The 23,938-nt window shown below is 72.5% G+C and carries 21 protein-coding genes; 17 read left to right on the top strand and 4 right to left on the bottom strand.

Annotation, left to right across the window (positions count from 1 at the left end):
* Positions 1-11: 11 nt before the first annotated feature.
* Genes KU893_RS16145 through KU893_RS16135 form a run of 3 tightly spaced genes read left to right on the top strand, consistent with a single transcriptional unit; the run spans position 12 to position 3,240 of the window.
* Positions 12-2,000, top strand: a complete 1,989-nt coding sequence (locus KU893_RS16145) for an acyl-CoA dehydrogenase family protein (RefSeq protein WP_218235412.1) — start codon at positions 12-14, stop codon at positions 1,998-2,000.
* A complete protein-coding gene (locus KU893_RS16140) occupies positions 1,997-2,680 on the top strand; it encodes a class I SAM-dependent methyltransferase (protein ID WP_218235411.1) in 684 nt (227 codons plus the stop codon). Before KU893_RS16145 ends, KU893_RS16140 begins: the two co-directional genes overlap by 4 nt.
* Positions 2,677-3,240, top strand: a complete 564-nt coding sequence (locus tag KU893_RS16135) for a TetR/AcrR family transcriptional regulator (RefSeq protein ID WP_218235410.1) — start codon at positions 2,677-2,679, stop codon at positions 3,238-3,240. The genes KU893_RS16140 and KU893_RS16135 overlap by 4 nt, the downstream gene beginning before the upstream one ends.
* Before the next feature lie 99 nt (positions 3,241-3,339).
* Here KU893_RS16135 and KU893_RS16130 read toward each other — a convergent pair whose 3' ends face one another.
* Positions 3,340-3,831 carry an inorganic diphosphatase gene (locus KU893_RS16130; RefSeq protein WP_218235409.1) on the bottom strand — a complete coding sequence of 164 codons (492 nt, stop codon included), beginning with the start codon at positions 3,829-3,831 and terminating at the stop codon, positions 3,340-3,342.
* 161 nt (positions 3,832-3,992) lie between these two features.
* Here KU893_RS16130 and dacB point away from each other — a divergent pair, with 161 nt between their 5' ends.
* The 6 genes from dacB (at position 3,993) to folE (ending at position 10,881) form a co-directional block, all read left to right on the top strand.
* A complete protein-coding gene (gene dacB / locus KU893_RS16125; RefSeq protein WP_218235408.1) occupies positions 3,993-5,456 on the top strand; it encodes a D-alanyl-D-alanine carboxypeptidase/D-alanyl-D-alanine endopeptidase in 1,464 nt (487 codons plus the stop codon).
* 58 nt (positions 5,457-5,514) lie between these two features.
* The gene (locus tag KU893_RS16120) at positions 5,515-6,564 is read left to right on the top strand and encodes an Rv3626c family coenzyme F420 biosynthesis-associated protein (protein ID WP_246592743.1); all 1,050 of its coding nucleotides are present in this window, start codon (positions 5,515-5,517) and stop codon (positions 6,562-6,564) included.
* Between the two features lie 12 nt (positions 6,565-6,576).
* A complete protein-coding gene (gene tilS, locus KU893_RS16115) occupies positions 6,577-7,557 on the top strand; it encodes a tRNA lysidine(34) synthetase TilS (RefSeq protein WP_218235407.1) in 981 nt (326 codons plus the stop codon).
* A gap of 4 nt (positions 7,558-7,561) precedes the next feature.
* Complete coding sequence (gene hpt / locus KU893_RS16110) at positions 7,562-8,113, top strand: hypoxanthine phosphoribosyltransferase (RefSeq protein WP_218235406.1); 552 nt, start codon at positions 7,562-7,564, stop codon at positions 8,111-8,113.
* A gap of 120 nt (positions 8,114-8,233) precedes the next feature.
* Complete coding sequence (ftsH, locus tag KU893_RS16105) at positions 8,234-10,294, top strand: ATP-dependent zinc metalloprotease FtsH (protein ID WP_218235405.1); 2,061 nt, start codon at positions 8,234-8,236, stop codon at positions 10,292-10,294.
* Positions 10,291-10,881: a GTP cyclohydrolase I FolE gene (gene folE, locus KU893_RS16100; RefSeq protein ID WP_218235404.1), complete on the top strand. Its 591-nt coding sequence runs from the start codon at positions 10,291-10,293 to the stop codon at positions 10,879-10,881. Before ftsH ends, folE begins: the two co-directional genes overlap by 4 nt.
* A gap of 135 nt (positions 10,882-11,016) precedes the next feature.
* Here the strand turns inward: folE and KU893_RS16095 are convergent, their stop codons facing one another.
* Both KU893_RS16095 and rfbB read right to left on the bottom strand, forming a co-directional pair.
* Positions 11,017-12,405, bottom strand: a complete 1,389-nt coding sequence (locus KU893_RS16095; RefSeq protein WP_218235403.1) for a sugar nucleotide-binding protein — start codon at positions 12,403-12,405, stop codon at positions 11,017-11,019.
* Positions 12,406-12,407: 2 nt separating this feature from the next.
* Positions 12,408-13,442, bottom strand: coding sequence for a dTDP-glucose 4,6-dehydratase (gene rfbB, locus KU893_RS16090; RefSeq protein WP_218235402.1), 1,035 nt, complete (start codon positions 13,440-13,442; stop codon positions 12,408-12,410).
* A gap of 41 nt (positions 13,443-13,483) precedes the next feature.
* Here rfbB and rfbA point away from each other — a divergent pair, with 41 nt between their 5' ends.
* On the top strand, positions 13,484-14,377 hold the full coding sequence (gene rfbA / locus KU893_RS16085; protein ID WP_218235401.1) for a glucose-1-phosphate thymidylyltransferase RfbA: 894 nt from the start codon (positions 13,484-13,486) through the stop codon (positions 14,375-14,377).
* A gap of 214 nt (positions 14,378-14,591) precedes the next feature.
* Here rfbA and KU893_RS16080 read toward each other — a convergent pair whose 3' ends face one another.
* Positions 14,592-16,163: a glycosyltransferase family 2 protein gene (locus KU893_RS16080; protein WP_218235400.1), complete on the bottom strand. Its 1,572-nt coding sequence runs from the start codon at positions 16,161-16,163 to the stop codon at positions 14,592-14,594.
* Between the two features lie 106 nt (positions 16,164-16,269).
* Between KU893_RS16080 and folP the strand changes: the two genes are divergently transcribed.
* The 7 genes from folP to KU893_RS16045 all read left to right on the top strand — a co-directional run bounded on the left by folP (position 16,270) and on the right by KU893_RS16045 (position 23,930).
* Positions 16,270-17,148, top strand: coding sequence for a dihydropteroate synthase (gene folP / locus KU893_RS16075; RefSeq protein WP_246592742.1), 879 nt, complete (start codon positions 16,270-16,272; stop codon positions 17,146-17,148).
* A complete protein-coding gene (gene folB, locus KU893_RS16070) occupies positions 17,145-17,552 on the top strand; it encodes a dihydroneopterin aldolase (protein WP_218235399.1) in 408 nt (135 codons plus the stop codon). The genes folP and folB overlap by 4 nt, the downstream gene beginning before the upstream one ends.
* The gene (gene folK / locus KU893_RS16065; RefSeq protein WP_218235398.1) at positions 17,549-18,118 is read left to right on the top strand and encodes a 2-amino-4-hydroxy-6-hydroxymethyldihydropteridine diphosphokinase; all 570 of its coding nucleotides are present in this window, start codon (positions 17,549-17,551) and stop codon (positions 18,116-18,118) included. Before folB ends, folK begins: the two co-directional genes overlap by 4 nt.
* Positions 18,115-18,621 (top strand): DUF3180 domain-containing protein, encoded by a 507-nt coding sequence (locus KU893_RS16060; protein WP_257441386.1) that lies wholly within the window; start codon positions 18,115-18,117, stop codon positions 18,619-18,621. Before folK ends, KU893_RS16060 begins: the two co-directional genes overlap by 4 nt.
* 9 nt (positions 18,622-18,630) lie before the next feature.
* The gene (locus KU893_RS16055; protein ID WP_218235397.1) at positions 18,631-19,590 is read left to right on the top strand and encodes a hypothetical protein; all 960 of its coding nucleotides are present in this window, start codon (positions 18,631-18,633) and stop codon (positions 19,588-19,590) included.
* An 88-nt stretch (positions 19,591-19,678) separates the two neighbouring features.
* Positions 19,679-20,275: a hypothetical protein gene (locus KU893_RS16050; protein WP_218235396.1), complete on the top strand. Its 597-nt coding sequence runs from the start codon at positions 19,679-19,681 to the stop codon at positions 20,273-20,275.
* A gap of 70 nt (positions 20,276-20,345) precedes the next feature.
* Positions 20,346-23,930 carry a CDP-glycerol glycerophosphotransferase family protein gene (locus tag KU893_RS16045; RefSeq protein WP_218235395.1) on the top strand — a complete coding sequence of 1,195 codons (3,585 nt, stop codon included), beginning with the start codon at positions 20,346-20,348 and terminating at the stop codon, positions 23,928-23,930.
* Positions 23,931-23,938 lie beyond the last annotated feature (8 nt).

Here is a 23,938-nt window from a genome sequence, read left to right as displayed (position 1 = left end):
AGGTTCGCCCCATGGCCGAGGAGTCCACTGCGACCGCGCCCCCGGAGCTGACGGTCGACGTCGCCGGGCTCACCGCGCTGCTCGACGGGACGTACGCCGACGTGCGCCGCACCGTGCGCGAGCTGCTGCCGTCCTACGCCGGCGTGCTCGAGGACGCCGAGACGATGTCGCGTGACGCGTTCCGCGAACGGGTCAAGGACGTGGTGCTGGAGATCGCCGGCACCGGCGCCGCGGGCATGGGCTTCCCGAAGGAGTACGGCGGCGGGGGCGACATCGGCGCTTCCATCGCCGCCTTCGAGACCCTCGCGTACGGCGACTTGTCGGTGCTCGTGAAGGTCGGGGTGCAGTTCGGCCTGTTCGGCGGCGCGATCCTGCAGCTCGGCACGCAGCGCCACCACGACGCCTACCTCGCCGACGTCGTCAGCGGCCGCCTGCTCGGCTGCTTCGCGATGACCGAGACCGGCCACGGCAGCAACGTGCAGGCGCTCGGAACCGTCGCCACCTACGACGCCGCGACCGCGGAGTTCGTGGTCACCACGACGAGCCCCGAGGCCGGCAAGGACTACATCGGCAACGCCGCGAAGCACGCGCGGGTCGCGGTGGTGTTCGCCCAGCTGGAGGTGGGCGGCGAGGGGCACGGCGTGCACGCCCTCGTCGTACCCCTGCGCGACGAGGACGGCGCGCTCCTGCCCGGCGTCCGGATCGAGGACGACGGCCCCAAGATGGGCCTCAACGGCGTCGACAACGGGCGGATCTGGTTCGACGGCGTGCGGGTGCCGCGCGAGGCGTTGCTCAACCGGTTCGCCGACGTGACCGAGGACGGGACCTACGTCAGCGAGATCGAGAGCGCCGGCCGGCGGTTCTTCACGATGCTCGGCACCTTGGTCCAGGGCCGGGTCTCGGTCGGCGCAGCGGGGGTGAGCGCGTCGAAGGCCGCGCTGACCATCGCGGTGCGCTACGGCCTGCAGCGCCGTCAGTTCGAGACCGGGACCGAGGACGGGACCGAGGAGGGCGCCGAGCAGCTGCTCCTCGACTACGGGCTCCACCAGCGCCGGCTGTTCCCGCGGCTGGCGCGGACCTATGCGCTGCACTTCGCGCAGGAGGTGCTGGCCGGGGAGCTGCACGACGTGTTCTCCGGTGTCCGCGACGACGAGGAGACCCGGCGGCTGCTGGAGTCCCGGGCGGCCGGTACGAAGGCGCTGGCGACCTGGCACGCGACCGACACCGTCCAGGAGTGCCGTGAGGCGTGCGGTGGCGCCGGCTACCTCGCCGTCAACCGGTTCGCGGCGCTCAAGGCCGACACCGACGTCTTCACCACCTTCGAGGGAGACAACCACGTCCTGCTGCAGCTGGTCGGCAAGGGCCTGCTCACCGACTACGCGAGCGACTTCTCCGACCTCGACCAGCTCGGCATGGTCCGGTTCGTCGCGGGGCTCGCCGTCGACACCGTCCTCGAGCGCACCCGGGTGCACCGCCTCTTCGAGCAGATCCGCGACGCGCTGCCCGGCGGCAAGGACGACTGGCACGCCGACAGCGGGCTGCGCGACCCCAGCTACCACCTCGCGATGTACCGCTTCCGCGAGGAGCACCTCATCGGCGGTGTCGCGCGGCGGCTCAAGCGCGGCGTCGACGCGGGGATGAACCCCGGCGAGGTCTTCTCCCGGGTGCAGGACCACGTGATCGCCGCTGCCCGCGCCCACGTCGAGCGGCTGGTGCTGGAGGCGTTCGTCGAGAAGGTCGCCTCGGTGCCCGAGGACGACGGCGGCCTACGGCTCACCCTCAACCTGCTGTGCGACCTGCACGCCCTGTCCGGGATCGAGGCCGACCGCGCCTGGTTCATCGAGCACGGCCGGTTGACCGCCCAGCGCTCGAAGGCGATCACCCGCGAGGTGGGCGAGCTGTGCCGCCGGGTGCGGCCGCTCGCGCGCGAGCTCGTCGACGCGTTCGCCGTACCGGAGGCGCTGCTGCGGGCGCAGGCGCTCATCGGAGGCGAGGCATGATCCGCTCGGCCCTGTCCCACCTCCCCGGGCTGGGCGGCTGGTCCGAGGACCCGCTCTGGGCCTCCTTCTACGACTGGACCGTGGAGCACCCGAACGCCGGCGGCGCCGTGTGGCGCGTCGGCATCAACAGCGATCTGCGGCGTCTGTACCGGGCAGCCGACGAGATCGGCCGCCAACCCGCGGGCAGCCGGATCCTCGACATTCCCTGCGGCGGTGGGGTCGCGTTGCGCGGCCTGCGCCCCGGACAGGGCGTCGAGTACGTCGCCGCCGACATCGCGCAGACCATGCTGGACCGCACGACGCGGGCAGCCGCGAGGCGCGGCGTCGCCGACCAGGTGCAGCCGCGGATCGCCGACGTCGGCGACCTCCCGTTCGCCGACGATTCCTTCGACCTGGTCGTCACCTTCACCGGCCTGCACTGCTTCCCCGACCCGCGTCGCGCGGTCGTCGAGGTGGCGCGGGTGCTGCGTCCCGGCGGCGTGCTCACCGGCAGCGCGCTGCTCAACGACACCGGACTCCGCTTCGGCCCGCTGCGCCGGGCCGGCCGCGTCGCGGGCCTGCTCGGCCCTGGCTGCACGAGCACCGACCTGCAGACCTGGTTGGCCGAGGAGGGCATCGCCGACGTCGTCGTCGAGCGCAGCGGCGCGCTGGCCTACTTCCGCGGGGTCAAGCGCGCGTGAGCGCGGTGGCGGAGCGTCGCACCGCCGTCTTCGCGGCCCTGCGCGCCCTCCTCCTCGAGCAGCCCTGGGGGGAGGTGACGCTGGAAGCGGTCGCCCGGGACGCCGGCGTGAGCCGGCAGACGCTCTACAACGCCTTCGGGTCCCGCTACGGTCTCGCCCAGGCGTACACCGTCCACCTCGCCGACGCGCTGTGCGCGCTCATCGCCGAGACCCTCACCGCCCACCCCGACGACCCACGCACGGGCCTGGAGGAAGGCCTGCGGCTCTTCCTCGAGACCGCCGCGGAGGACCCGCTGATCGACCGGGTCCGCGCCGGGGACGCCCACCACGACCTGGTCCGGATCGTCACCACCGACGCCGGCCCGCTGCTGGTCCGCGTCGCCGGACAGCTCGAGGCCGCCGCACGCACCGCCTGGCCGCAGGCCGACCCCGCCCTCCTGCCGCCGCTGGCGCGGACGCTCGCCCGGCTGGCCCTCAGCTACGTGAGCGTGCCGCCCGAGTACGACGACAGCCCGGCCGTGATCGCGTCCGGGCTGTCGATGCTGTTGACCCCTCGTTGAGTTGCCACTTCCTCACCGTTGACCTGCCCCTTCGAGACCGTCGAGCTGCCGCGGATGCGCGACCTCAACGGTGAGGAAGTGGCAGCTCAACGCAAGGAGTCAGTGGCCGTTCGTCTTGAACCGCTCGAAGGAGGCGTTGATCTCGGCCTCGGCCTCGACGCGGCCGACCCAGTCGGCGCCCTCGACGGACTTGCCGGGCTCGAGGTCCTTGTAGACCTCGAAGAAGTGCTGGATCTCGAGCCGGTCGAAGTTCGGCACGTGGTTGATGTCGCGCAGGTGCTCCATGCGCGGGTCGCCCGCCGGGACGCAGAGGACCTTGTCGTCGCCGCCGGCCTCGTCGGTCATCCGGAACATGCCGATCGCGCGGCACTTGATGAGGCAGCCCGGGAAGGTCGGCTCCTGGAGCAGGACCAACGCGTCGAGCGGGTCGCCGTCCTGGCCGAGGGTGTCCTCGATGTAGCCGTAGTCGGCCGGGTACATCGTGGAGGTGAACAGGAAGCGGTCCAGGCGCATGCGCCCGGTCTCGTGGTCGACCTCGTACTTGTTGCGGCTCCCCTTGGGGATCTCCACGAGCACGTCGAACTCAAGCACAGTCTTCCTCCACACTCTCGGCCCGGTCGGGGCTGACGATCGGGTCAGGCGCGGACGTGCTCACGGGAGCTGTGAAACCTGCCCGGCGCCGTTGTCCGCAGCATTGTCCCGCACAATGTCCCGGAATGCGCAGTCGGGAGCACAGTCCGGGAGGAGAGACGGTGGCGAAGAAGGACCGCGACCCGGGTAGCGGCCGCGCTCGCCGGGCGCTCGCCGGGCTGCTCGTGGTCGCGCTGGTGGCCGGCGCGGGCCTCGCCTGGCGGACCGGCTGGGCCGAGCGCTGGTGGGACGAGCTACGGGCCGACTCCGGAGCCCCCGCCGACCCGGCCGCCGTCGCGCCCCCGCCGGAGGTGGACGTCCCGCCGGTCGTCGTGCCCGGGGCGGTGGCGCCGGCCGCCGACGGCACTGCCGCGCTCGACGGCGCCGCCCTGAAGCAGGCGCTCGCGCCGCTCGACTCGCCCGACCTGGGCCGCCACGTGATCGCTGCGGTCGGCCCGCTCGAGGGCACCGGCTACGCCTACGAGGCGGCCGAGGGCGCCGGGGTCGCCATCCCCGCATCGACCACCAAGCTGGTCACCTCGGCCGCGGCCCTGTTCCTGCTCGGGCCCGAGCACACCTTCGCGACCACCACGGTCCTCGACACCTCCGGTACGACGCCCCGGCTGGTGCTCGTCGGCGGCGGCGACCCGCTGCTGGCGCGCGCACCGGGCAAGCCGGCGGACGGGTCGACGTACGACCCCCCGCGCGCCGACGTCCGCACGCTCGCCCAGCGGACCGCCCGCGCGTTGAGGAAGTCGGGCGTCACGACCGTCGCGCTCGGCGTCGACGACTCGCTGTTCACCGGGCCGGCCGTCCACCCGAGCTGGAAGCCGGACTACATCCCCGAGGAGATCAACCCGGTCAGCGCGCTGTGGGTCGACGAGGGGCGCCCGCTCCCGGGCAACGGCCCGGTCGCCGACCCCGCGCTGGAGGCCGGCGCGACCTTCGGCCAGGCGCTGGCCCGCCGCGGCATCACGCTCACGGGCGGCCCCGTGCGCGCCACCGCCCCCGCGACCGCGACCGAGGTCGGCCGGGTGACCAGTCCCACCGTCGCGCAGATCGTGCAGCGGCTGGTCGAGGTCAGCGACAACGCCGCCGCCGAGGTGCTGCTGCGCCACGCCGGACTCGCCGACCAGGGCGAGGGCTCCTTCGCCAGCGGCCGGCAGGCCGTCGAGCGGGTGCTCGCCGCCAACGGCATCGACCTGCGCGGCTCGGTCCTGTACGACGGCAGCGGGCTGTCCCGCGACAACCGGCTCGCCCCCGGCGTGCTGGTTGACGTGCTGCGCCTGGCCGCCTCCGCCGAGCACCCCGAGCTCCGTCCGCTCCTGGCCGCCCTCCCCGTCGCCGGCTACACCGGCTCGCTGACCGACCGGATGGACCTCGGCCCGGCGGCCGGCCGCGGCCGGGTCCGCGCCAAGACCGGCACCCTCACCGGTGTCACCTCGCTGGCCGGCATCGCCGTCGACGCCCAGGGGCACCTCCTCGCCTTCGCCCTCATGGCCGACAAGGTGAAGAAGGACAAGGGCCTGCTGGCCCGCACGACCATGGACACCGCAGCCGCCGGCCTCGGCGCCTGCCGGTGCTGATCCCCCCGGGGATCAGCGCGGCAGTGCCGGGCTGGGGCGACGGCCTAGGCTTCCGGGCATGACCGCCCCCGCCGCACCGCTGCCCCCGATGATCGACTGGGGCCTCGCCGTGGGGCTCGGCTCCCGGCTCGCGGGCGACGGGCCGGTGGTCAGCCGGGCCGAGGCCGACGAGGCGGTGGCCGAGCTGCGGGCCGGCGCCCACCGGTCGACCGGACTGGTGCGGGAGTTCACCGGGTTGGACGCGCCCGAGGGCACCGCGCCGATCCTCGTCGTCGACCGGCCGGGCTGGGTGCAGGCCAACGCTGAGGGCTTCGCCGTCGCGACCCGGCCGATGATCGAGAAGCTGGCCGCCAGCAAGCCGCCGAGCGGGATCGGGCTCAAGGTAGGCGCGAAGGTCACCGGCGCCGAGGTCGGTGGTCTGCTCGGGTTCCTGGCGGGCAAGGTGCTCGGCCAGTTCGACCCGTTCCACGAGCCCCACGGCCGGCTGCTGCTGGTCGCCCCCAACATCGTCCACGTCGAGCGCGAGCTCGCCGTCGACCCCCACGACTTCCGGCTCTGGGTCTGCCTGCACGAGGAGACCCACCGCGTGCAGTTCACCGCCGTACCGTGGATGCGCGAGCACCTGTTCTCGGAGATCCGGGCGATCAGCGACACCGTCGAGCCGTCCGGCATCCTCGAGGGCGGCCTCGACCGGATCGTCGAGGCGGTCAAGGCCGGGCGCAACGGCGGCAGCATCGTCGAGATGTTCAGCACCCCCGAGCAGCTCGCCGTCATCGACCGGGTCACCGGGATGATGTCGCTGCTCGAGGGCCACGCCGACGTCGTGATGGACGACGTGGGCCCCACGGTCATCCCGAGCGTCGCGCGGATCCGCAAGAAGTTCACCAAGCGTCGCCAGGGCGTCGGCACCCTCGACCGCGTCCTGCGCCGGCTGCTCGGCTTGGAGGCCAAGATGGCGCAGTACCGCGACGGCGCCCACTTCGTGCGCGCGGTGGTCGACAAGGTCGGCATGGACGAGTTCAACGCCGTCTGGGCCGGACCGGAGAACCTCCCCAGCAAGGCCGAGCTGAGCGACCCCGACGGCTGGGTCAAGCGCGTCCTGGCCTGACCTGTCGCTGTCATGGGCCTCCACCCGGCGATCGCCGCAGTCCGTCACGGCGTACGACGCACGCTGGCCGACCTCGACCCCGGCACTACCGTCGTCGTGGCCTGCTCGGGCGGCGCCGACTCGCTCGCCCTGCTCGCCGGAGCCGTCTTCGAGGGCCACAAGGCGGGGCTGCGGATCGTCGGCGCGACCGTCGACCACGGCCTCCAGGCGGGCTCCGGCGAGCACGCCGCCCGGGTCGTCGCGCAGATGGCCGGCCTGGGCGCCGACGAGACCGCGACCGCCCGGGTCCACGTCGACCCGGCGGGCCTCGGGATCGAGGCGGCCGCCCGCCGCGCCCGGTACGCCGTCCTCGACCAGCTCCGCGAGCACCTCGGCGCGGCCGTCGTGCTGCTCGGCCACACCCGCGACGACCAGGCCGAGACGGTGCTCCTGGGCCTGGCCCGCGGCTCCGGGGGCCGCAGCCTGGCCGGGATGCGGCGTGCGTTCGACCACTACCGCCGCCCGCTCCTCGACGTGGCCCGCGCCGACACCGTCGCCGCCTGCCTGGCCGACGGCATCGAGTTCTGGGACGACCCCCACAACAGCGATCCCGGCTTCGCCCGGGTCCGGGTCCGCCAGCGCGTGCTGCCCGTCCTCGAGGACGAGCTCGGCCCCGGCATCGCCGCCACCCTGGCCCGCACCGCCGACCAGGTCCGCGCCGACGTCGAGGCCCTCGACGCCCTCGCCGCCACGGCGTACGACGACCTGGCCGGTCCCGACGGCCTCCCGCTCGCCGCCTTGGCCGGCCTGCTCCCCGCCCTCGCCGGCCGGGTGCTCCGCCTCGCCGCGCTCGATGCGGGAGCCGTCGACGCCGAGCTGTTCCACGTCCACGTCACCGCCCTCGCCCGGCTCGCCCGCGGCGAGATCAGCGGCGAGGTCCAGCTCCCCGGCCACGTGACGGCGTACCGCGACCGCGCCCACCTCCGCTTCCGCCGTACCGCTGTGGCAGGCTGACGCCATGCATGCGAGCGACGTCGCGGACGACCTGGTCGAGGTGCTCTTCACGGAGAAGCAGATCCAGGACCGGGTGAAGGAGCTCGCGGTCGAGATCGAGCGCGACTACGACGGCAAGGACCTCGTCCTGGTCGGCGTGCTGCGCGGCGCGGTGATGATCATGGCCGACCTCGCCCGCGCTCTGAACAAGCACGTCGAGATGGACTGGATGGCGGTCTCGTCGTACGGCTCCGGCACCAAGTCCTCCGGCGTGGTCCGGATCCTCAAGGACCTCGACGCCGACATCGCCGGGCGCCACGTCCTCATCGTCGACGAGATCATCGACACCGGCCTGACCCTGTCGTGGCTGACCTCCAACCTGGGCTCGCGCGGCCCGGCGAGCGTCGAGATCGCCACCCTGCTGCGCAAGCCCGAGGCGCTGCAGATGCCGGTGAAGCCCAAGTACGTCGGCTGGGACATCCCCAACGAGTTCGTCGTCGGCTACGGCCTCGACTACCGCGAGAGCTACCGCAACATGCGCGACATCGGCACCCTGTCGCCCTCCGTCTACTCCTGATCCGGTCCTGAATCCCGGCTTCCCGGCGCTGCCCAACCAGGGACCAGACAGAATGGGACCCGTCGGCGGCGTGTACCGTCGTCAGATCCTTGTCGACGGAGTTGGGGAGCGAGTAAGTCTGTGAAGCGCGTTTTCAGGGGGCCCTGGCTCTGGATCGTGGTGGCGGTCCTCGCCGTCGTCCTCGCTCTCGAGTTCCTCGCACCCGGAGGCGGGTACGACGAGATCCCGACCTCGCAGATGGCCAAGTACATCGACAAGGGCCAGGTCGAGGAGATCACCTTCATCGACGGGGACCAGTCGATCGAGGCCACCCTCGACAAGGGCACCCGCAAGCAGGGCGACAAGGTGACGACCCAGTGGGTCACCGACCAGCAGCTGATCCTCATCGAGGCGGTCGACGAGCAGGTCGCCAAGGGGACCATCGACAAGTCGATCTCGAAGAACCCGCAGCCCAGCCTGCTCGGCTCGATCCTCGCGACGCTGTTGCCGTTCGCGCTGATCATCTTGCTGTTCGTCTTCTTGATGAACAACGTCCAGGGCGGCGGCCGGGGCGTGATGCAGTTCGGCAAGTCCAAGGCCAAGATGATCACCAAGGACATGCCGAAGACCACCTTCGCCGACGTCGCCGGCTGTGACGAGGCGATCGAGGAGCTCGGGGAGATCAAGGAGTTCCTCCAGGAGCCCGCGAAGTTCCAGGCCGTCGGCGCCAAGATCCCCAAGGGCGTGCTGCTCTACGGCCCGCCCGGAACCGGCAAGACCCTGCTCGCGCGCGCCGTCGCCGGCGAGGCGGGCGTCCCGTTCTACTCGATCTCCGGCTCGGACTTCGTCGAGATGTTCGTCGGTGTCGGTGCCTCCCGGGTCCGGGACCTGTTCGAGCAGGCCAAGGAGAACGCGCCCGCGATCGTCTTCATCGACGAGATCGACGCCGTCGGCCGCCACCGCGGCGCCGGCATGGGCGGCGGTCACGACGAGCGCGAGCAGACCCTCAACCAGCTCCTCGTGGAGATGGACGGCTTCGACGTGCGCGGCGGGGTCATCCTGATCGCGGCCACCAACCGGCCCGACGTGCTCGACCCGGCGCTGCTGCGCCCGGGCCGCTTCGACCGCCAGATCCAGGTCGACGCGCCCGACCTGGCCGGCCGCAAGCGCATCCTCGACGTCCACTCCCGGGGCAAGCCGCTCGGTCCCGACGTCGACCTGGTGTCGGTCGCGCGTCGTACGCCCGGCTTCTCCGGTGCCGACCTGGCCAACGTCCTCAACGAGGCCGCGCTGCTCACCGCGCGCAGCAACCAGAAGGTCATCACCGCGCCGCTGCTCGACGAGGCCATCGACCGCGTCATCGCCGGCCCGCAGCGCCGGACCCGGCTGATGACGGAGAAGGAGAAGCTGATCACCGCCTACCACGAGGGTGGCCATGCCCTCGTCGCGGCGGCGCTTCCCGGCACCGACCCGGTCCACAAGATCACGATCCTGCCGCGCGGCCGGGCGCTGGGCTACACGATGGTGCTGCCCGACGAGGACAAGTACTCCCAGACCCGCTCGGAGATGCTCGACAAGCTCGCCTACATGCTGGGCGGCCGGGCCGCGGAGGAGCTGATCTTCCACGACCCGACGACCGGTGCCGGCAACGACATCGAGAAGGCCACCTCGCTGGCCCGCGCGATGGTCACCCAGTACGGCATGACCGAGCGCCTCGGCGCGATCAAGCTCGGCGAGTCCAACTCCGAGCCGTTCCTGGGCCGCGACCTCGGCCACTCCCGGAACTACTCCGAGGACGTCGCCGCGATCGTCGACGAGGAGACCAAGAACTTCCTCGCCGCCGCCCACCAGGAGGCCTTCGACATCCTGGTCGAGAACCGCGACGTGCTCGACGCCCTCGTGCTCGCCCTGCTCGACAAGGAGACCCTCGACAAGGAGCAGGTCGCGCAGATCTTCACCGCGCTGCGCCTGCGCCCCGAGCGGCCCGCCTGGACCGGGTCCCCGACCCGGATCCCCTCGAGCATCCCGCCGGTGGAGATCCCCGAGGAGATCCGTCGGCGCGCCGCGCAGAACGGCCAGACCGCACCCGAGCCGGGGGAGAGCGGCCAGATCCTGACCCCGCCCGGACCCGGCGGAGACGTGTACGGCGGCACGCCGGCCGCGCCCCCGACCGACCCCCAGCCGCCGGCGCCGTCCGCATGACCGCTCCCACGGGCGGGTTCGACCACGAGCGCGCCGAGGCTGCTGTCCGTGAGCTCCTCGCCGCCATCGGCGAGGACCCCGAGCGCGAGGGACTCCGGGACACCCCCGCCCGGGTGGCCCGCGCCTACGCCGAGCTGACCGCCGGGCTGCGGATGACGCCGGAGGAGGTGCTCACCACCACCTTCGACCTCGGTCACGACGAGATGGTCCTGGTCCGCGACATCGAGCTGTGGTCGATGTGCGAGCACCACCTGGTGCCGTTCACCGGTGTCGCCCACGTCGGCTACATCCCGGCCGCGACCGGCAAGATCACCGGCCTGTCCAAGCTGGCCCGGCTGGTCGACGTCTACGCCAAGCGACCGCAGGTCCAGGAGCGGCTGACCACCCAGATCGCCGACTCGCTCATGGAGCTCCTCGACGCCCGCGGCGTGATCGTGGTGATCGAGGCCGAGCACCTGTGCATGACGATGCGCGGCGTCCGCAAGGCCGGCGCCCGCACCATCACCTCGGCGGTCCGCGGCAGCATGCTCAAGGACCCCGCCACCCGCGCCGAGGCGATGGCGCTGATCCACAGCCCGCGCGGCTGACCGCGCTGTCGCCGTACGGCCTCATCAGCCTCACCCGTCCCATCGAGTAGGCAGTTCATGCGCTGGTCAGGTGTTGCAACCCCTGACCAGCGCATGGATCCCCGGATGTCCGGGGATCCATGCAGCGGCGCGGCCTCAGGCCAGGTACGCCGCCAGCGCCTCGTCGGCGTCGATGCTCACGAACCCGGTGCTGGCGAGCTTGTCGAGCGCGAGCGTGCTGTGCAGCGGGCGGGGGGAGAGGTCCTTGCCGGCGGCGTACTCCTCGGTGGTCACCGTGCTGACCCGGGCCGGGTCGTGGCCGGTGAGCTCGAAGACCTTGCGGGCGTAGTCGGCCCAGGAGCGCGGCTCGCCTCCGTTGGTGACGTTGTAGGTGCCGTACGGCGCCTGGGTGGCCACCAGGTGCGCGGTGGCTCGGGCGAGCTCGGAGGTGAAGGTCAGCCGCCCCACCTGGTCGGACACGACGGCCGGGTCGACGCCGTCAGCGGCGAGCCGAGCCATGGTGCGCACGAAGTTGTGGCCCTCGCCGATCACCCACGAGGTCCGCAGGACGTAGTGGCGGGGTGCACCCGCGACGGCGAGGTCGCCGGCGGCCTTGGTCTGGCCGTAGACGCCGAGCGGCGCGAACGGCTCGTCCTCGCGGTGGCCGCCGTCGACCGGCGAGCCGTCGAAGACGTAGTCGGTGGAGTAGTGGACGAGCGTGATCCCCCGTGCGGCAGCGAGGCGGGCCAGTGCGGCCGGGGCAGCGGCGTTGGCGGCCCAGGCGACCGGACGGCCCTCGGGCGTCTCGGCCTTGTCGACGGCGGTGTACGCGGCCGCGTTGAGGATCAGCCCGTACTCCTCCCACGGCCACGCCGCCAGCGCGGCGGCATCGGTGAGGTCGAGCTCGTCGAGGTCGACCAGGGTCGCGCCCGGGTAGAGGCGCGCGAGCGCCTGGCCGAGCTGCCCCCGGCAGCCGGTGATCAGCGTCTTCTTCGGCGCCATCGGCTCGACGTCGCCCAGCGCGGGGTTGGCCAGGTCCTTGGCCGAGATCTCGACCTCGGCGGAGTCGAGCGGGATCGGCCACGGGATGGCGGCGGTCGCGTCGGCGAGGTTGAGCGCGGGGTAGACCCGCCCGGCGACGTAGTGGTCGTTGACCAGGTACGAGTAGACCGTGCCGTCCTCGAGCGCCTGGTAGGAGTTCCCGACGCCGCGCGGCACGAAGACCGCCACACTCTCGTCGACCTCGGTCCAGTACGTCGCCCCGAAGGTGTCGCCCTCGCGCATGTCGACCCACGCGGCGAACACCTTGCCGGTCGCGACGGAGACGAACTTGTCCCAGGGCTCGGTGTGGATGCCGCGGGTCGCGCCACGCGCCGCGTTGAAGCTCATGTTGTTCTGCACGGGACCGAAGTCGGGAAGGCCGAGCCCCACCATCTTCTCGCGCTGCCAGTTCTCCTTGAACCAGCCGCGGTCGTCGCCGTGCACCGGCAGGTGGACGACCAGCAGGCCCGGGATCGGCGTCGTCTCGATGCGGAGGTCGCTCATGGTCACTGGCCCTTCGCCGCGTAGGCAGCCTCGGTCGCACCCTTCTTCGGGCGCCACCAGGCCTCGTTCTGCTGGTACCACGCGACGGTCTGCGCCAGACCCGCCTCGAAGTCGCCGTACTGCGGGGTCCAGCCCAGCTCGGTGCGCAGCTTGCCGGAGTCGATGGCGTAGCGCAGGTCGTGACCGGCGCGGTCGGTGACGTGCTCGAAGTCGTCGGCGTCGCGGCCCATCAGGGTCAGGATCATCCGGACCACCTCGAGGTTGGACTTCTCGCCGTCGGCGCCGATCAGGTAGGTCTCCCCGATCCGGCCCTGCTCCAGGATCCGGAGCACCGCGGAGGAGTGGTCCTCGGTGTGGATCCAGTCGCGCACGTTCTCGCCCGAGCCGTAGAGCTTGGGCCGGCGGCCGTCGATCACCTCGGTGATCTGGCGCGGGATGAACTTCTCGATGTGCTGCCACGGGCCGTAGTTGTTGGAGCAGTTCGAGATCGTGGCCTGCACGCCGAAGCTCCGCACCCACGCGCGCACCAGGTGGTCGGAGCCGGCCTTCGACGCCGAGTACGGCGACGACGGGGTGTAGGGCGTGTCCTCGGTGAACCTCTTCGGGTCGTCGAGCTCCAGGTCGCCGTACACCTCGTCGGTGGAGACGTGGTGGAACCGGACGCCGGCCTTGCGGACCGCCTCGAGCAGCGTGAACGTCCCGATCAGGTTGGTCTGGATGAACGGCGAGGGGTCGTTGAGCGAGTTGTCGTTGTGCGACTCCGCCGCGTAGTGGACCACCGCGTCGTGCTGGTTGACCAGCGGCTCGACGAGCGTGGCGTCGACGATGTCGCCGACGACGAGCTGGACGCGGTCCTCCGGCAGCCCGGCCAACGCCTCGCGGCTGGCGGCGTAGGTCAGCTTGTCGAGCACCGTCACCGAGGCGTCGGTGTGCCGGACGAGGTGGTGGACGAAGTTGGAGCCGATGAACCCGGCTCCGCCGGTCACGAGGATGCGCACGTCGGTCAGTGTATGAAGGACAATGCCCTGTCGAGACATCGAGACGGGGCGGCGACGCGCCCCGAGGAGTGGGAGACGAGATGCGCGGGATCATCCTGGCCGGTGGCACGGGAAGCCGACTGCACCCGATCACGCACGCCATCAGCAAGCAGCTGATGCCGATCTACGACAAGCCGATGATCTACTACCCGCTCTCGACGCTGATGCTCTCCGGCATCCGCGAGGTGCTCGTCATCACCACCCCCCACGAGGCCGACCAGTTCCGGCGCCTGCTCGGCGACGGCAGCCAGTTCGGCATCGAGATCAGCTACGCCGTGCAGCCCTCGCCCGACGGCCTCGCGCAGGCCTTCCTCATCGGCGAGGAGCACCTCGACGGCGGCGGTGCCGGTCTCGTGCTCGGCGACAACATCTTCTACGGCGCCGGCCTCGGCTCGCGCCTGCGCCGCTTCGCGGACCTCGACGGCGCCGCGGTGTTCGGCTACCGCGTCGCCGACCCGACGGCGTACGGCGTCGTCGAGTTCGACGCCGAGGGCCGCGCCCTGTCGCTGGAGGAGAAGCCCGAGAAGCCGCGCAGCCACTACGCCGTGCCCGGGCTCTACTTCTACGGCTCCGACGTCGTCGAGAAGGCCAGGTCGCTGAAGCCCTCGGCCCGGGGCGAGCTCGAGATCACCGACCTCAACCGGATGTACCTCGACGAGGGTCGGCTCCAGGTCGAGGTGCTCCCGCGCGGCTCCGCCTGGCTCGACACCGGCACCTTCGACGACCTCAACGACGCGAGCAACTTCGTCCGGGCGTTGGAGGCCCGGCAGGGCACCAAGGTCGGCGCCCCCGAGGAGATCGCCTGGCGGCTCGGCATCATCGACGACGCCCGTCTCGAGGAGCTGGCCAAGCCGTTGCTCAAGAGCGGGTACGGCCGCTACCTGCTCGACCTGCTCGCCGAGGCTGCCGACGCCGGCCCCAACCACCTGCTGTGAGCTGATGGCGCGAGCGCGTCGTCGCTTCGCTCCGCCGCGCTGCCGCGCGCGCAGTCGAGTCCCATAGCCGGTCGCGTTCGCGTGGCGGCAAGCCCGCCGGCTCGCGGAAAGGCTCGGCTTCTCCGCTCCGGTCGCTCGTTCCTCGCTCCCTGCGCTCCGCCGCCCTCGCTTCCCGCGAGGACCGGCGGTGGGGGGTACGGGCAAGCTCGCTGGCTCAGCCCTTGCGCAGGCGGCTGAGCAGCCCCTTGCGGGCGGGCGGCGCGGGCGGCTCGGGAGCCTGGAGCCGGAGCAGCAGCCCGTCCTGCGCGGAGTAGTCGAGCACGACCGGGCCGACCGGGGTGCCGGCGGGGAGCGCGCTGAAGGCCCGCTTGATGCCGGTGCGCCCGTCGAGCTGGCACATGCCGAGCACCAGGTGGGCGCCGGGCGGCAGCGGGCCGCCCATCGCGGCCGTGGCCGGGTCGAAGCGAGCCCGGAACGTCCCTGCCGGTTCGAGGGTCCCGTCCTCCTGCTCGACGAGCTCGACCGCGGACTCCGACGGCAGCAGCCAGTTGACCCGGGTCGGGGCGTGCCGGATCGCCACGTCGACGAACGCGTCGCTCACCTCGGCGCTCGGGGTCAGGCCGTGCGCGGCGAGCAGGGCGGCCAGCGGCTCGGGCAGGTCGCGCACCACCTCGCCCCCCGCCGTACGCCGGGCGAAGGGCTGTCCGGGCACCCGGCTCCAGGCGACGGTGCCCGTGATCGTGACGCTGCCGTCGCCGGCGTCCTCGACCGCGGTGACGGTGTACTCGGGACGGCGGTCGATCCCGTCGCGCAGGTAGTCGGCCGCCGCGTCGGCGTACCCGGCGCGGAAGAGGGTGATCGCGACCCGGCTGCGCGCGGGGAGGTGCTCGTCGACGTCCGCGGGGACGTGGGCGGCGAGGAGTCGCTCGATCTCGGCGCGGTCGTGGGCGATCCTGGCGTCGTCACGTCCGGTCGGGCGGTGCCCGATCTCGGGGACGAGCCGCACGTGGGCGGTGTGGGCCAGCAGCTCGGTGCGCAGCGCCGGGTCCCGGACCGCGGCGATCCGGGCGAACAGCTTGTCGAGGTAGGGCCAGTAGTCCGGCGTGCCGCGGTAGTCCCGCTCGCCCTCGGCGGTCGAGGAGTTGTTCTGCCCGGTGTGCCGCCAGTGGTAGAACGGGGTCGAGCTGAGGATCGCCACCACGGGTTGCTGCTCGACCAGGTCGACCTGGAAGAAGATGTCCTCCCACAGGTGCCGTGGCGCCTCGGGGAAGCGGATGTCGTGCTCGACGAGGAACGCGCGCCGGTACAGCTTGTGCGGCGTCATCGGCAGCAGCCCGCGCAGCGGCTCGTCGCGGGCGTCGTGGGTGTCGTGGGTGTAGTGCGTGAGTCCCCAGCGGGCGACCTGGGTCCGCACCTCCTTGCCGTTGACGACGTCGGCGCGGGCCTCGTCGCCGAGCGCGACCCCGGCCCGCAGGGCGTCGGGGTACAGCTCGTCGTCGTGGTCCAAGAAGAGCACGTAGCGACCGCGGGCCTCGCGCACGCCGATGTTGCGTGGCCGGCTCGGCCACCCGGACGGCTCCAGCGCGAACGCCCGGTAGTTCGCCCGGCCGGCCGCGATCCGCTCGATCCGCTCCGCGGTGTCGTCAGGGGAGCCGTCGTCGAGCAGCAGCACCTCGAGCTCGCCCTGCGGCAGGGTCTGCGCGTCCAGCGACGCGATCGCCCGGTCCAGGCCGGGGCCGGACCGGTAGGTCGGGATCACGACGGACACCGCAGGAGCCTCGGCCATGCCCCGGAGTCTAGTGGCGGGTCTCGGAGCCGGATCACCCGTCTGCGCACCCCGGCCCACGCACACGGGCAACCTGTCCCCGAGACGCACCACTAGGGTTTCGGCCATGACCCGACCGTCGACGCCCCTGGTGATGGGGGTCGTCAACGTCACGCCCGACTCCTTCTCCGACGGGGGGCGCTACGACGACCCGGAGCGCGCCATCGCCCACGGTCGCGAGCTGCTCGCGGAGGGGGCCGACATCCTCGACGTCGGCGGTGAGTCCACCCGTCCCGGAGCGACCCGGCCGCTGCTCGCCGAGGAGCTCGACCGCGTCGTACCCGTCATCGAGGCGCTCGCCGCCGACGGCGCGACCGTCTCGGTCGACACCATGCGCGCGGAGGTGGCGGCCCGTGCCCTCGAGGCCGGCGCGACGATCGTCAACGACGTCTCCGGCGGCCTGGCCGACCCGGCGATCCTGGACGCGGTCGCCGGCGCCGGCGCCACGTACGTCGCCATGCACTGGCGGGCCCACAGCGACCGGATGCAGCAGTTCACCGCGTACGACGAGCAGGGCGGTGTGGTGGCGGCCGTCCGTGCCGAGCTGGCTCAGCGGGTCGCCGCGATCCGCGGCGCCGGCGTGCGGGACGACCGGATCGTGCTCGATCCCGGTCTCGGCTTCGCCAAGCTGCCCCACCACAACTGGGAGCTGCTGCGCCACCTCGACGTGCTGGCGGAACTCGGGTACCCGCTGCTGGTCGGGGCCAGCCGCAAGACCTTCCTCGGGCGCCTGCTCGAGGACGCCGCGGGCCAGCCGCGCCCGGTGGGGGAGCGGGAGGCGGCCGGCGTCGCGTTGAGCAGCCTGCTGGCGGCCGGGCTCGGCGGCGCGCCCGTGTGGTGCCTGCGCGTCCACGATGTGCGTGCCCATCGCGACGCCTTGGCCGTTGCGGCACAGTGGGGACCAGCGACGGATCGGGCCGTGGCGCCGGAGAGGGATCGGGAATGACGGACGAGCTGAGCATCCTCGGCATCGAGTGCTTCGCCCACCACGGCGTCTTCGACCACGAACGCCGCGACGGCCAGGTCTTCAGGATCGACCTGACCCTCGCGGTCGACACCGCCCCCGCGGCGGCCTCGGACGACTTGCGCGACACCGTGGACTACGGAAGCCTCGTTGACCAGGTCGTGGCTGCCGTGACGAGGGACCCGGTCGACCTGATCGAGACCCTCGCGCAGCGGATCGCGGACACCTGCCTGTTGGACACTCGTGTTGAATGGGTACGTGTGACCGTCCACAAGCCGGATGCGCCGATCAAGGCGACGTTCGCCGACGTACAGCTCACCATCACCCGGCGCCGTGAGGCGGCAGGGGTGGGAGATCGAACCGGGAAGGCAGAGGGCCCAGCATGACCGAGACCCCCAATCCGAACATCGTCGACGCGGACACGCTGACCGGCGAGATGCGACCGATCCGTCGGGTGGTGATCGCGCTCGGATCCAACCTCGGCGAGCGGTTCACGGCGCTGCAGGGTGCGATCGGTGTCCTCGCGGACACCCCTGAGGTCTGGATCACCGGCGTCTCCCCGGTCTACGAGAGCACCCCGGTGGACTGCCCGCCCGGGGCGCAGGACTTCCTCAACGCGGTCGTCCTGGCGGACACGACGCTGTCAGCGCACCGGCTGCTCGACCGCGCCCAGGCCATCGAGGACGCCTTCGACCGCGAGCGCGGCGAGGTCAAGAACGCCCCACGCACCCTCGACGTCGACCTGATCGCGGTCGGCGACCGGCGCAGCGACTCCGACGCCCTGCGTCTCCCGCACCCCCGTGCCCACGAGCGCCCGTTCGTGCTCAAGCCCTGGCACGACCTCGAGCCGGACGCCGAGCTGCTCGACCATGGCCCGGTCGCCGTGCTGCTCGAGAAGGTCGGAACCGAAGGCCTCAAGCTGCGCGAGGACCTGGTCCTCGAGACGGAGTGACGAGGGACCCGATCCGGCGGCCCGAGGAGCCCGAGCAGGAGCCTTCGGGCCCGTCGCCGGACGGGCTGCGGCCCACCGGCCTGCCCACCGTCCTCGCCTGGGCCGTCGTCGGTGTGGTCGTCGGCTGGGCGGTCCACCCGGTGTGCAACCGGCTCGACCTCGTCCCCCCGCTGGTGTCGCCGGCCCAGCCGCTCGCCCTGCTGCTGCTCGCCGCCATCCTCGGGTACGTCGCCTGGGGGACCCACCGCGCGGTCCACGTGCGCCGCGAGCGGCTGGAGGCCCACCAGGCCGTCAACCGGCTGGTGCTGGGCCGCGCCAGCGCCCTCGTCGCCGCCCTCGTCGCCGGCGGGTACGTCGGCTACGCACTCTCCTGGATCGGCGACGCCGCCGAGCTTGCCGACCAGCGGATGGTGCGCTCGTTCGTCGCGGCCGGCTGTGCGCTGGCCGCCGTGGTCGCCGGGCTGTTGTTGGAAAGGGCTTGCCGAGTCCACGACGACACTTAGGATCCTGCCATGCGCCTGATTCTCGGTCCGGTCATGTCACTTGCCCTCGCCCTCGGGGTTGCGCCCGCCGGGGCGCGCACCACCGCATCGCCGGACCCGAGCGCGCATGCCGCGTTCCGGGCCGCACTGATGGCGTCCTTCGACACGGCGTGGAGCGAGGGCGGCGGCACGTACGTCCGACGGTGCGCTGGCGTCGTCTCGGTCACCCAGTTGGACCGCAAGAGCGGAACGATCCGCCGCACGGTCGACTGGGGCGCCGACTCGATCGGTCTCGACTTCGCCCAGGTGCAGCGCGGCCGGGTGCGCTACTCGCGGACCGTGGCGCCGGTCCGTGCCTCCTTGCGGGCGCATCGCGCAGCAGTGCCTCCGACGTGGATCCGCAGTGTCCGCTCGTACTCGGAACCATTGAAGGGCGAGACCCTCTGGGGCGACCAGGACGAGCCGCCCTACGCCGACTCCTCGCAGTGGGCCGAGCTCACCATGGCGCCCGCTCCCGGCGGCGGGACCATCTTCACGGCGTCGCCCAAGGGCGCCGGTCACGTCGTCTTCGTGACTGACTCGCAGGGCAGGCTGGTCAGCGCCACCCCGCAGGCCGATGTGGTGGGCGAGACCGAGGCCAGCTACACGAACCCGCTCGCCTGCACGCAGACCTGGGACTGGACGCGACCGCACATCGCGATCCCGAAGTCGCGCACGTTCTCCGGTACCAAGCGCTACACCTGGGAGTGGATCGCCGTCAGGAAGGTGCGTGAGCTGGTTCTGGAGGCCAACCGTCGGCTTGCCGCGAGCGCGAACGAGGCCTCCGTGATCGAGTGGCTGCAGAGCCAGGTCGCGCCGACGCAGTGGCGTGTTCACGGAATCCGGTTCGTCCAGCGGCGGACGGCGAAGCCGGCCCAACGCTGGAAGCCCACCATCGCGTTCTCCGTGATCGTCCGCGACGGACACGCGTCGTACCGCCCGGTCCGCTGACGTCCGATTTCGAACCTGTGACGGTTGGGGCGAGTGTGACAAGCGTGTCTGCCGCGTCTACCGGGACCAGAGGCCTACCGTGCAAGACATGACTTCCCCTGTCATGTCCGGCAACCGCCGTCGTCAGCGCTCCACGCGGCTCGTGGTCGCTGTGCTCCTCCTCGTGCTCGCGACGCTCGCCGTCGCCGGCACCGCCGTGACCGGCTCTTGGGCCCTCGTCACGATCGCCGCGGTCGTCGCCCTCGTCCTGGGTGTCGCCGCCACCAAGATCACCCACACCGAGCTCCTGGACTCCCGTCAGGAGGCCGCCCGCGACCGGGCCGCCCAGGCGCGTGCGTACGCCGACCTGACCGAGGTCCGCACCGCGGAGAACGTCGCGTTCGCCGCCGACATGCAGGGCCTGGTCGCCAAGCGCGACGCCACCGTCGCCCGCCTCGAGAAGCGCCTCGGCGACGCCGCCGCCGAGCTGGCCGAGGCCCGCCGCGAGCTGGTGGAGGCCGGCGACCGTGCTGAAACCGCCCAGCGGGCCGCCGAGCGGCTCACCCAGCAGCTCGCCGGTGCCGACGAGCGCGCCAACCAGGCCGTCGTCCGGGTCGCCGAGCTCGAGGCCGAGCTCGACGTCCTCACCTCGCAGATCCACGCCCTCGAGGCGCAGGCCCGCACTCAGGCCCGCCGCCCCGCCTGATCCCTCCGTTCGACCCGCCCCTCGGTAGCATCGGGCGACCCACCCGTCGACCCGGAAGGACGCTGCCGCCGTGGCACTCGACCGCGCCCGCGCCCAGCAGGGCCTGATCCGGCTCGCCAAGGCAGGACCCGGGCGGATGCGCGGGCCCATCGGCCGTGCCACCCGCCGGTTCCGCGGTGAGTTCTCCGGGCCGCTGGTCACCGTCGTGCTCCCCGTCAGTGACGACGACACCACCCGGATCGGCACCTGCCTGGACTCGCTGAAGGTCCAGACCCACCGCAACCTCGAGGTCCTCGTGGTGCGCTTCGGACGCCACGAACGGGTCACCGCGACCGTGCGCGAGCACGCCGCCGAGGACTGGCGGATCAAGACCCGGGTCAGGGTCGAGAAGTCCCTCGCCGCGGCCCGCAACGCCGGTGTCGCGGCCGCGTCCGGCGAGCTCGTCGTCGTGGTGACCAACGCCGGGGACGACTTCGTCCACACCGGCATCGAGCGGCTGGTCGAGGCTCACGCCCGCTCCGGCTCGCCGGTCGTGGTCGGCGCGATGCGCGAGCCCGACATCGCCGGCTGGATCCCCGACTCGGCGTACGACGCCGCCCACCACACCCCCGTGCGCGGTACGACGCTCGCCGCCACGCCGGTCGCGGTCACCGACCTCGGCCTCGGCAACAAGCTCTTCACGAAGGCGACCTGGCGCCAGCTCGGCCTGCGCTTCTGCGAGGAGTTCCCCGACGGCGCCGACGTCGCGCTCGGCCTGCTCGAGCGGGCCAGCGCCTTCGACCTGCTGGCCGACTTCACCTACATCCCCACCGACCGACGTGACGGCGTCCAGGTCGGCACCGTCCCCGACGTGCTCAGCGGCCTGGCCGGCTGGATCGACCGCAACGACCACACCTGGCACCGGGTCGAGGCACTCGGCCTGCCCGAGGTCCGGGAGTGGTTCTTGTGGGGCGTGCTCGACACGGCCGTGCAGCCGCTGATCGCCGACGTCGAGCGCGCCGACGAGCACCAGTGGCAGACCCTGCGCGACCACGTCACGATGCTGCTCGACGCCGCCGACGAGCACGTCTGGGCGAGGCTGAACGCCGAGGCCCGGGTCAAGCTCTGGCTGCTGCGCAACGACCACCGCAAGGCGCTCGAGGACTTCCTCGGTGCCCGGCTGTTCACCCGCGGCAACCGGCCCACCGCGGTCCGCGACGGCAAGGTGTGGGCGCTGCTGCCGCACCACGACGACGCCGAGCTCGGCATCCCGGCCGACCTGTTCGAGATGACCGCCGACGAGACCCGATTCCGCGCGATGCTGCGCGAGGCCCGCTGGGTCGACGCCACCACTCTCGAGCTGACCGTGTTCGCCGCGGTCGACTTCGTGCACATGAGCGCGCCGCCCGCGATCACCTGCGCGCTCGTCGAGAGCGCCACCGGGCGACGGGTCCCGCTGGAGATCCGCCAGTTCCGCGACGCCCGCGCCAACCAGGCGCTGCGCCGCCACCAGGACTTCTCCTGGGGCGCCTTCGACGCCGTCGTCCCCGTCGCCGAGGTGGTCGCCGCCACCGACAGCGCCGACGGCACCACCACCTGGGTCCTCGAGGTCGACATCGACGTCGACGGCGTACGACGCTCCGGTGCCGTCCCGCTCATCGACGAGCAGGCCTCGGCCGGCTTCATCGGCCGCGACCACCTCGCCCCGCGCCCGGTCGCCGGATCGGTGGTCGCGTTCAACCCGCGCTCCGACGTGGTCGGCCTCCGGATCCGTCCCGACCGTGGCCCGCGGCTGCGCACCCTCGCCGTCGCTGGGCGCACCGTCGAGGGCACCCTCGACCCCGCCGGCTCGACGGTGACGGCCCTTCGGGTCACCCAAGGCACCCAGCAGGTCCGCGCCGAGCTCACCGAGGGGCCCGACGGTGCCTCCGCCTTCCGGGTCCAGCTCCCCGCCGCGTGGTCGGGTCAGCGTCGCTGGCAGGTCCGGGCGATCACCCCCGACGGTCGCGAGGTCCCGCTCGGCTGGGCCGCCGGCGCGCCCCAGTGGCTCGGTGTCGGCGAAGGTGAGCTGGTCGGCTCCCGGACCCCGGCCGGCGACACCGAGCTCTACGAGACCGCCGGCACCCTCGTCGTGGACGACGTCGTCGTCGAGGGACTCCGGCTCGACGTGACCGGCCGTTGGCTCGGCGCTCCCGCGCCCGCCGACGCCCGGCTGGTGCTGCTGGCCCAGGTGGGCGGCGCCGAGGTCGTCGCCGGCGACCTGCGCCCGGGCGACCAGCCCGGAGCGGTCCGGGCGAGCATCACGCTGACCACCGACCGGTGGGGCCTCGGCGAACGCCCGCTGGCTCCCGCCTGGTTCTGGTTCGCCGTCACCAGTGCGGGCGCCACCACGCGCACCCTCCTCGGGGAGCGTGGCATCGACCGTCTCCACCACTTCATGGTCGGCTCCGACTACTCCGCGCGCGTCGTGCAGGAGGGGCGCGTGGCCGGCGTCGAGCTGCTTCCGGCGGTGCCGGTCGAGGACCGCGTCCCCTACGGCCAGACCCAGCTCCAGGAGTGGTACGCCGACGGCGACATCCCGCTCGAACCGGACTCCGTCTACTTCCAGTCCTACGTCGGCGCCACCGCGACCGACAGCCAGCTCGCGCTGCACCACGAGCTGCGGCGAACCCGTCCCGACCTCACGCTCTACTGGGGGGTCGCCTCGGCCGCGTCGTGGGTGCCGGAGGGCGCCGTACCCGTCGTGATGACGACCCGCGAGTGGTACCGGGTGCTGGCCGCCGCCGGTCAGCTGTGCATGAACATCGATCCCGAGCGCTGGTTCCGCAAGCGGCCCGGGCAGCGGCTGCTCCAGACCTTCCACGGCTACCCGTCCAAGTCGATGGGCATCCGGATGTGGGACGCCAAGCACTACCCGCCGCGGCGCATCGAGCTCGAGCTCGCCCGCACCTCGCGGCAGTGGGACCTGATCTTGACGCCCGACCCCGACATGGACCAGTACTACCGCCGCGAGTACGCCTACGACGGGGCGATCCACAGCGAGGGCTACCCGCGCGACGACGTGCTCGTCGGCGAGCGGGCCGCGGTGGTCCGCGACGACGTACGGCGCCGGCTCGGGATCCAGCCCCACCAGAAGGCGATCCTCTACGCCCCCACGTGGCGCGACGACCAGGCGACCAACTGGCGTGCGGCCGATGCCGTGCACCACCTCGACGTCGCCTCCGCCGCCCGCGAGCTGGGCCCCGACTACGTCCTGCTGCTGCGCGGCCACCGGTTCCACAACCCCGCCGGCGACGGTGCCGGCGCGACTCGCTTCCTCGACGTCACCGAGTATCCCGAGATCAACGACCTGATCCTCGCCGCCGACGCGGCGGTGCTCGACTACTCGTCGCTGCGCTTCGACTTCGCGCTGACCGACCGCCCGATGGTGTTCCTGGTCCCCGACCTCGACACCTACGTCGGCGGCGTGCGCGGCTTCCTCTACGACTACGGGCCCACCGCGCCGGGGCCGCACGTCGACACCGCGGAGCAGGTCGTCGACCTGCTCCGCGACCTCGACGGCCTGCGGCGGCGGTACGCCGGCGAGGTGGCGGCCTTCCACGAGCGGTTCAGCCGGTACATGGACGGTCATGCCGCGGAGCGGGTGGCGGCGGCCTTCTTCGGAGCAGAGTCCTAGGATCACCC

The sequence above is a fragment of the Nocardioides daeguensis genome (assembly GCF_019192965.1).
Classification (GTDB): Bacteria; Actinomycetota; Actinomycetes; order Propionibacteriales; family Nocardioidaceae; genus Nocardioides; species Nocardioides daeguensis.
Note: the sequence above shows the minus strand (reverse complement) of the source record. Positions and strands in the feature narration are given on the sequence as shown.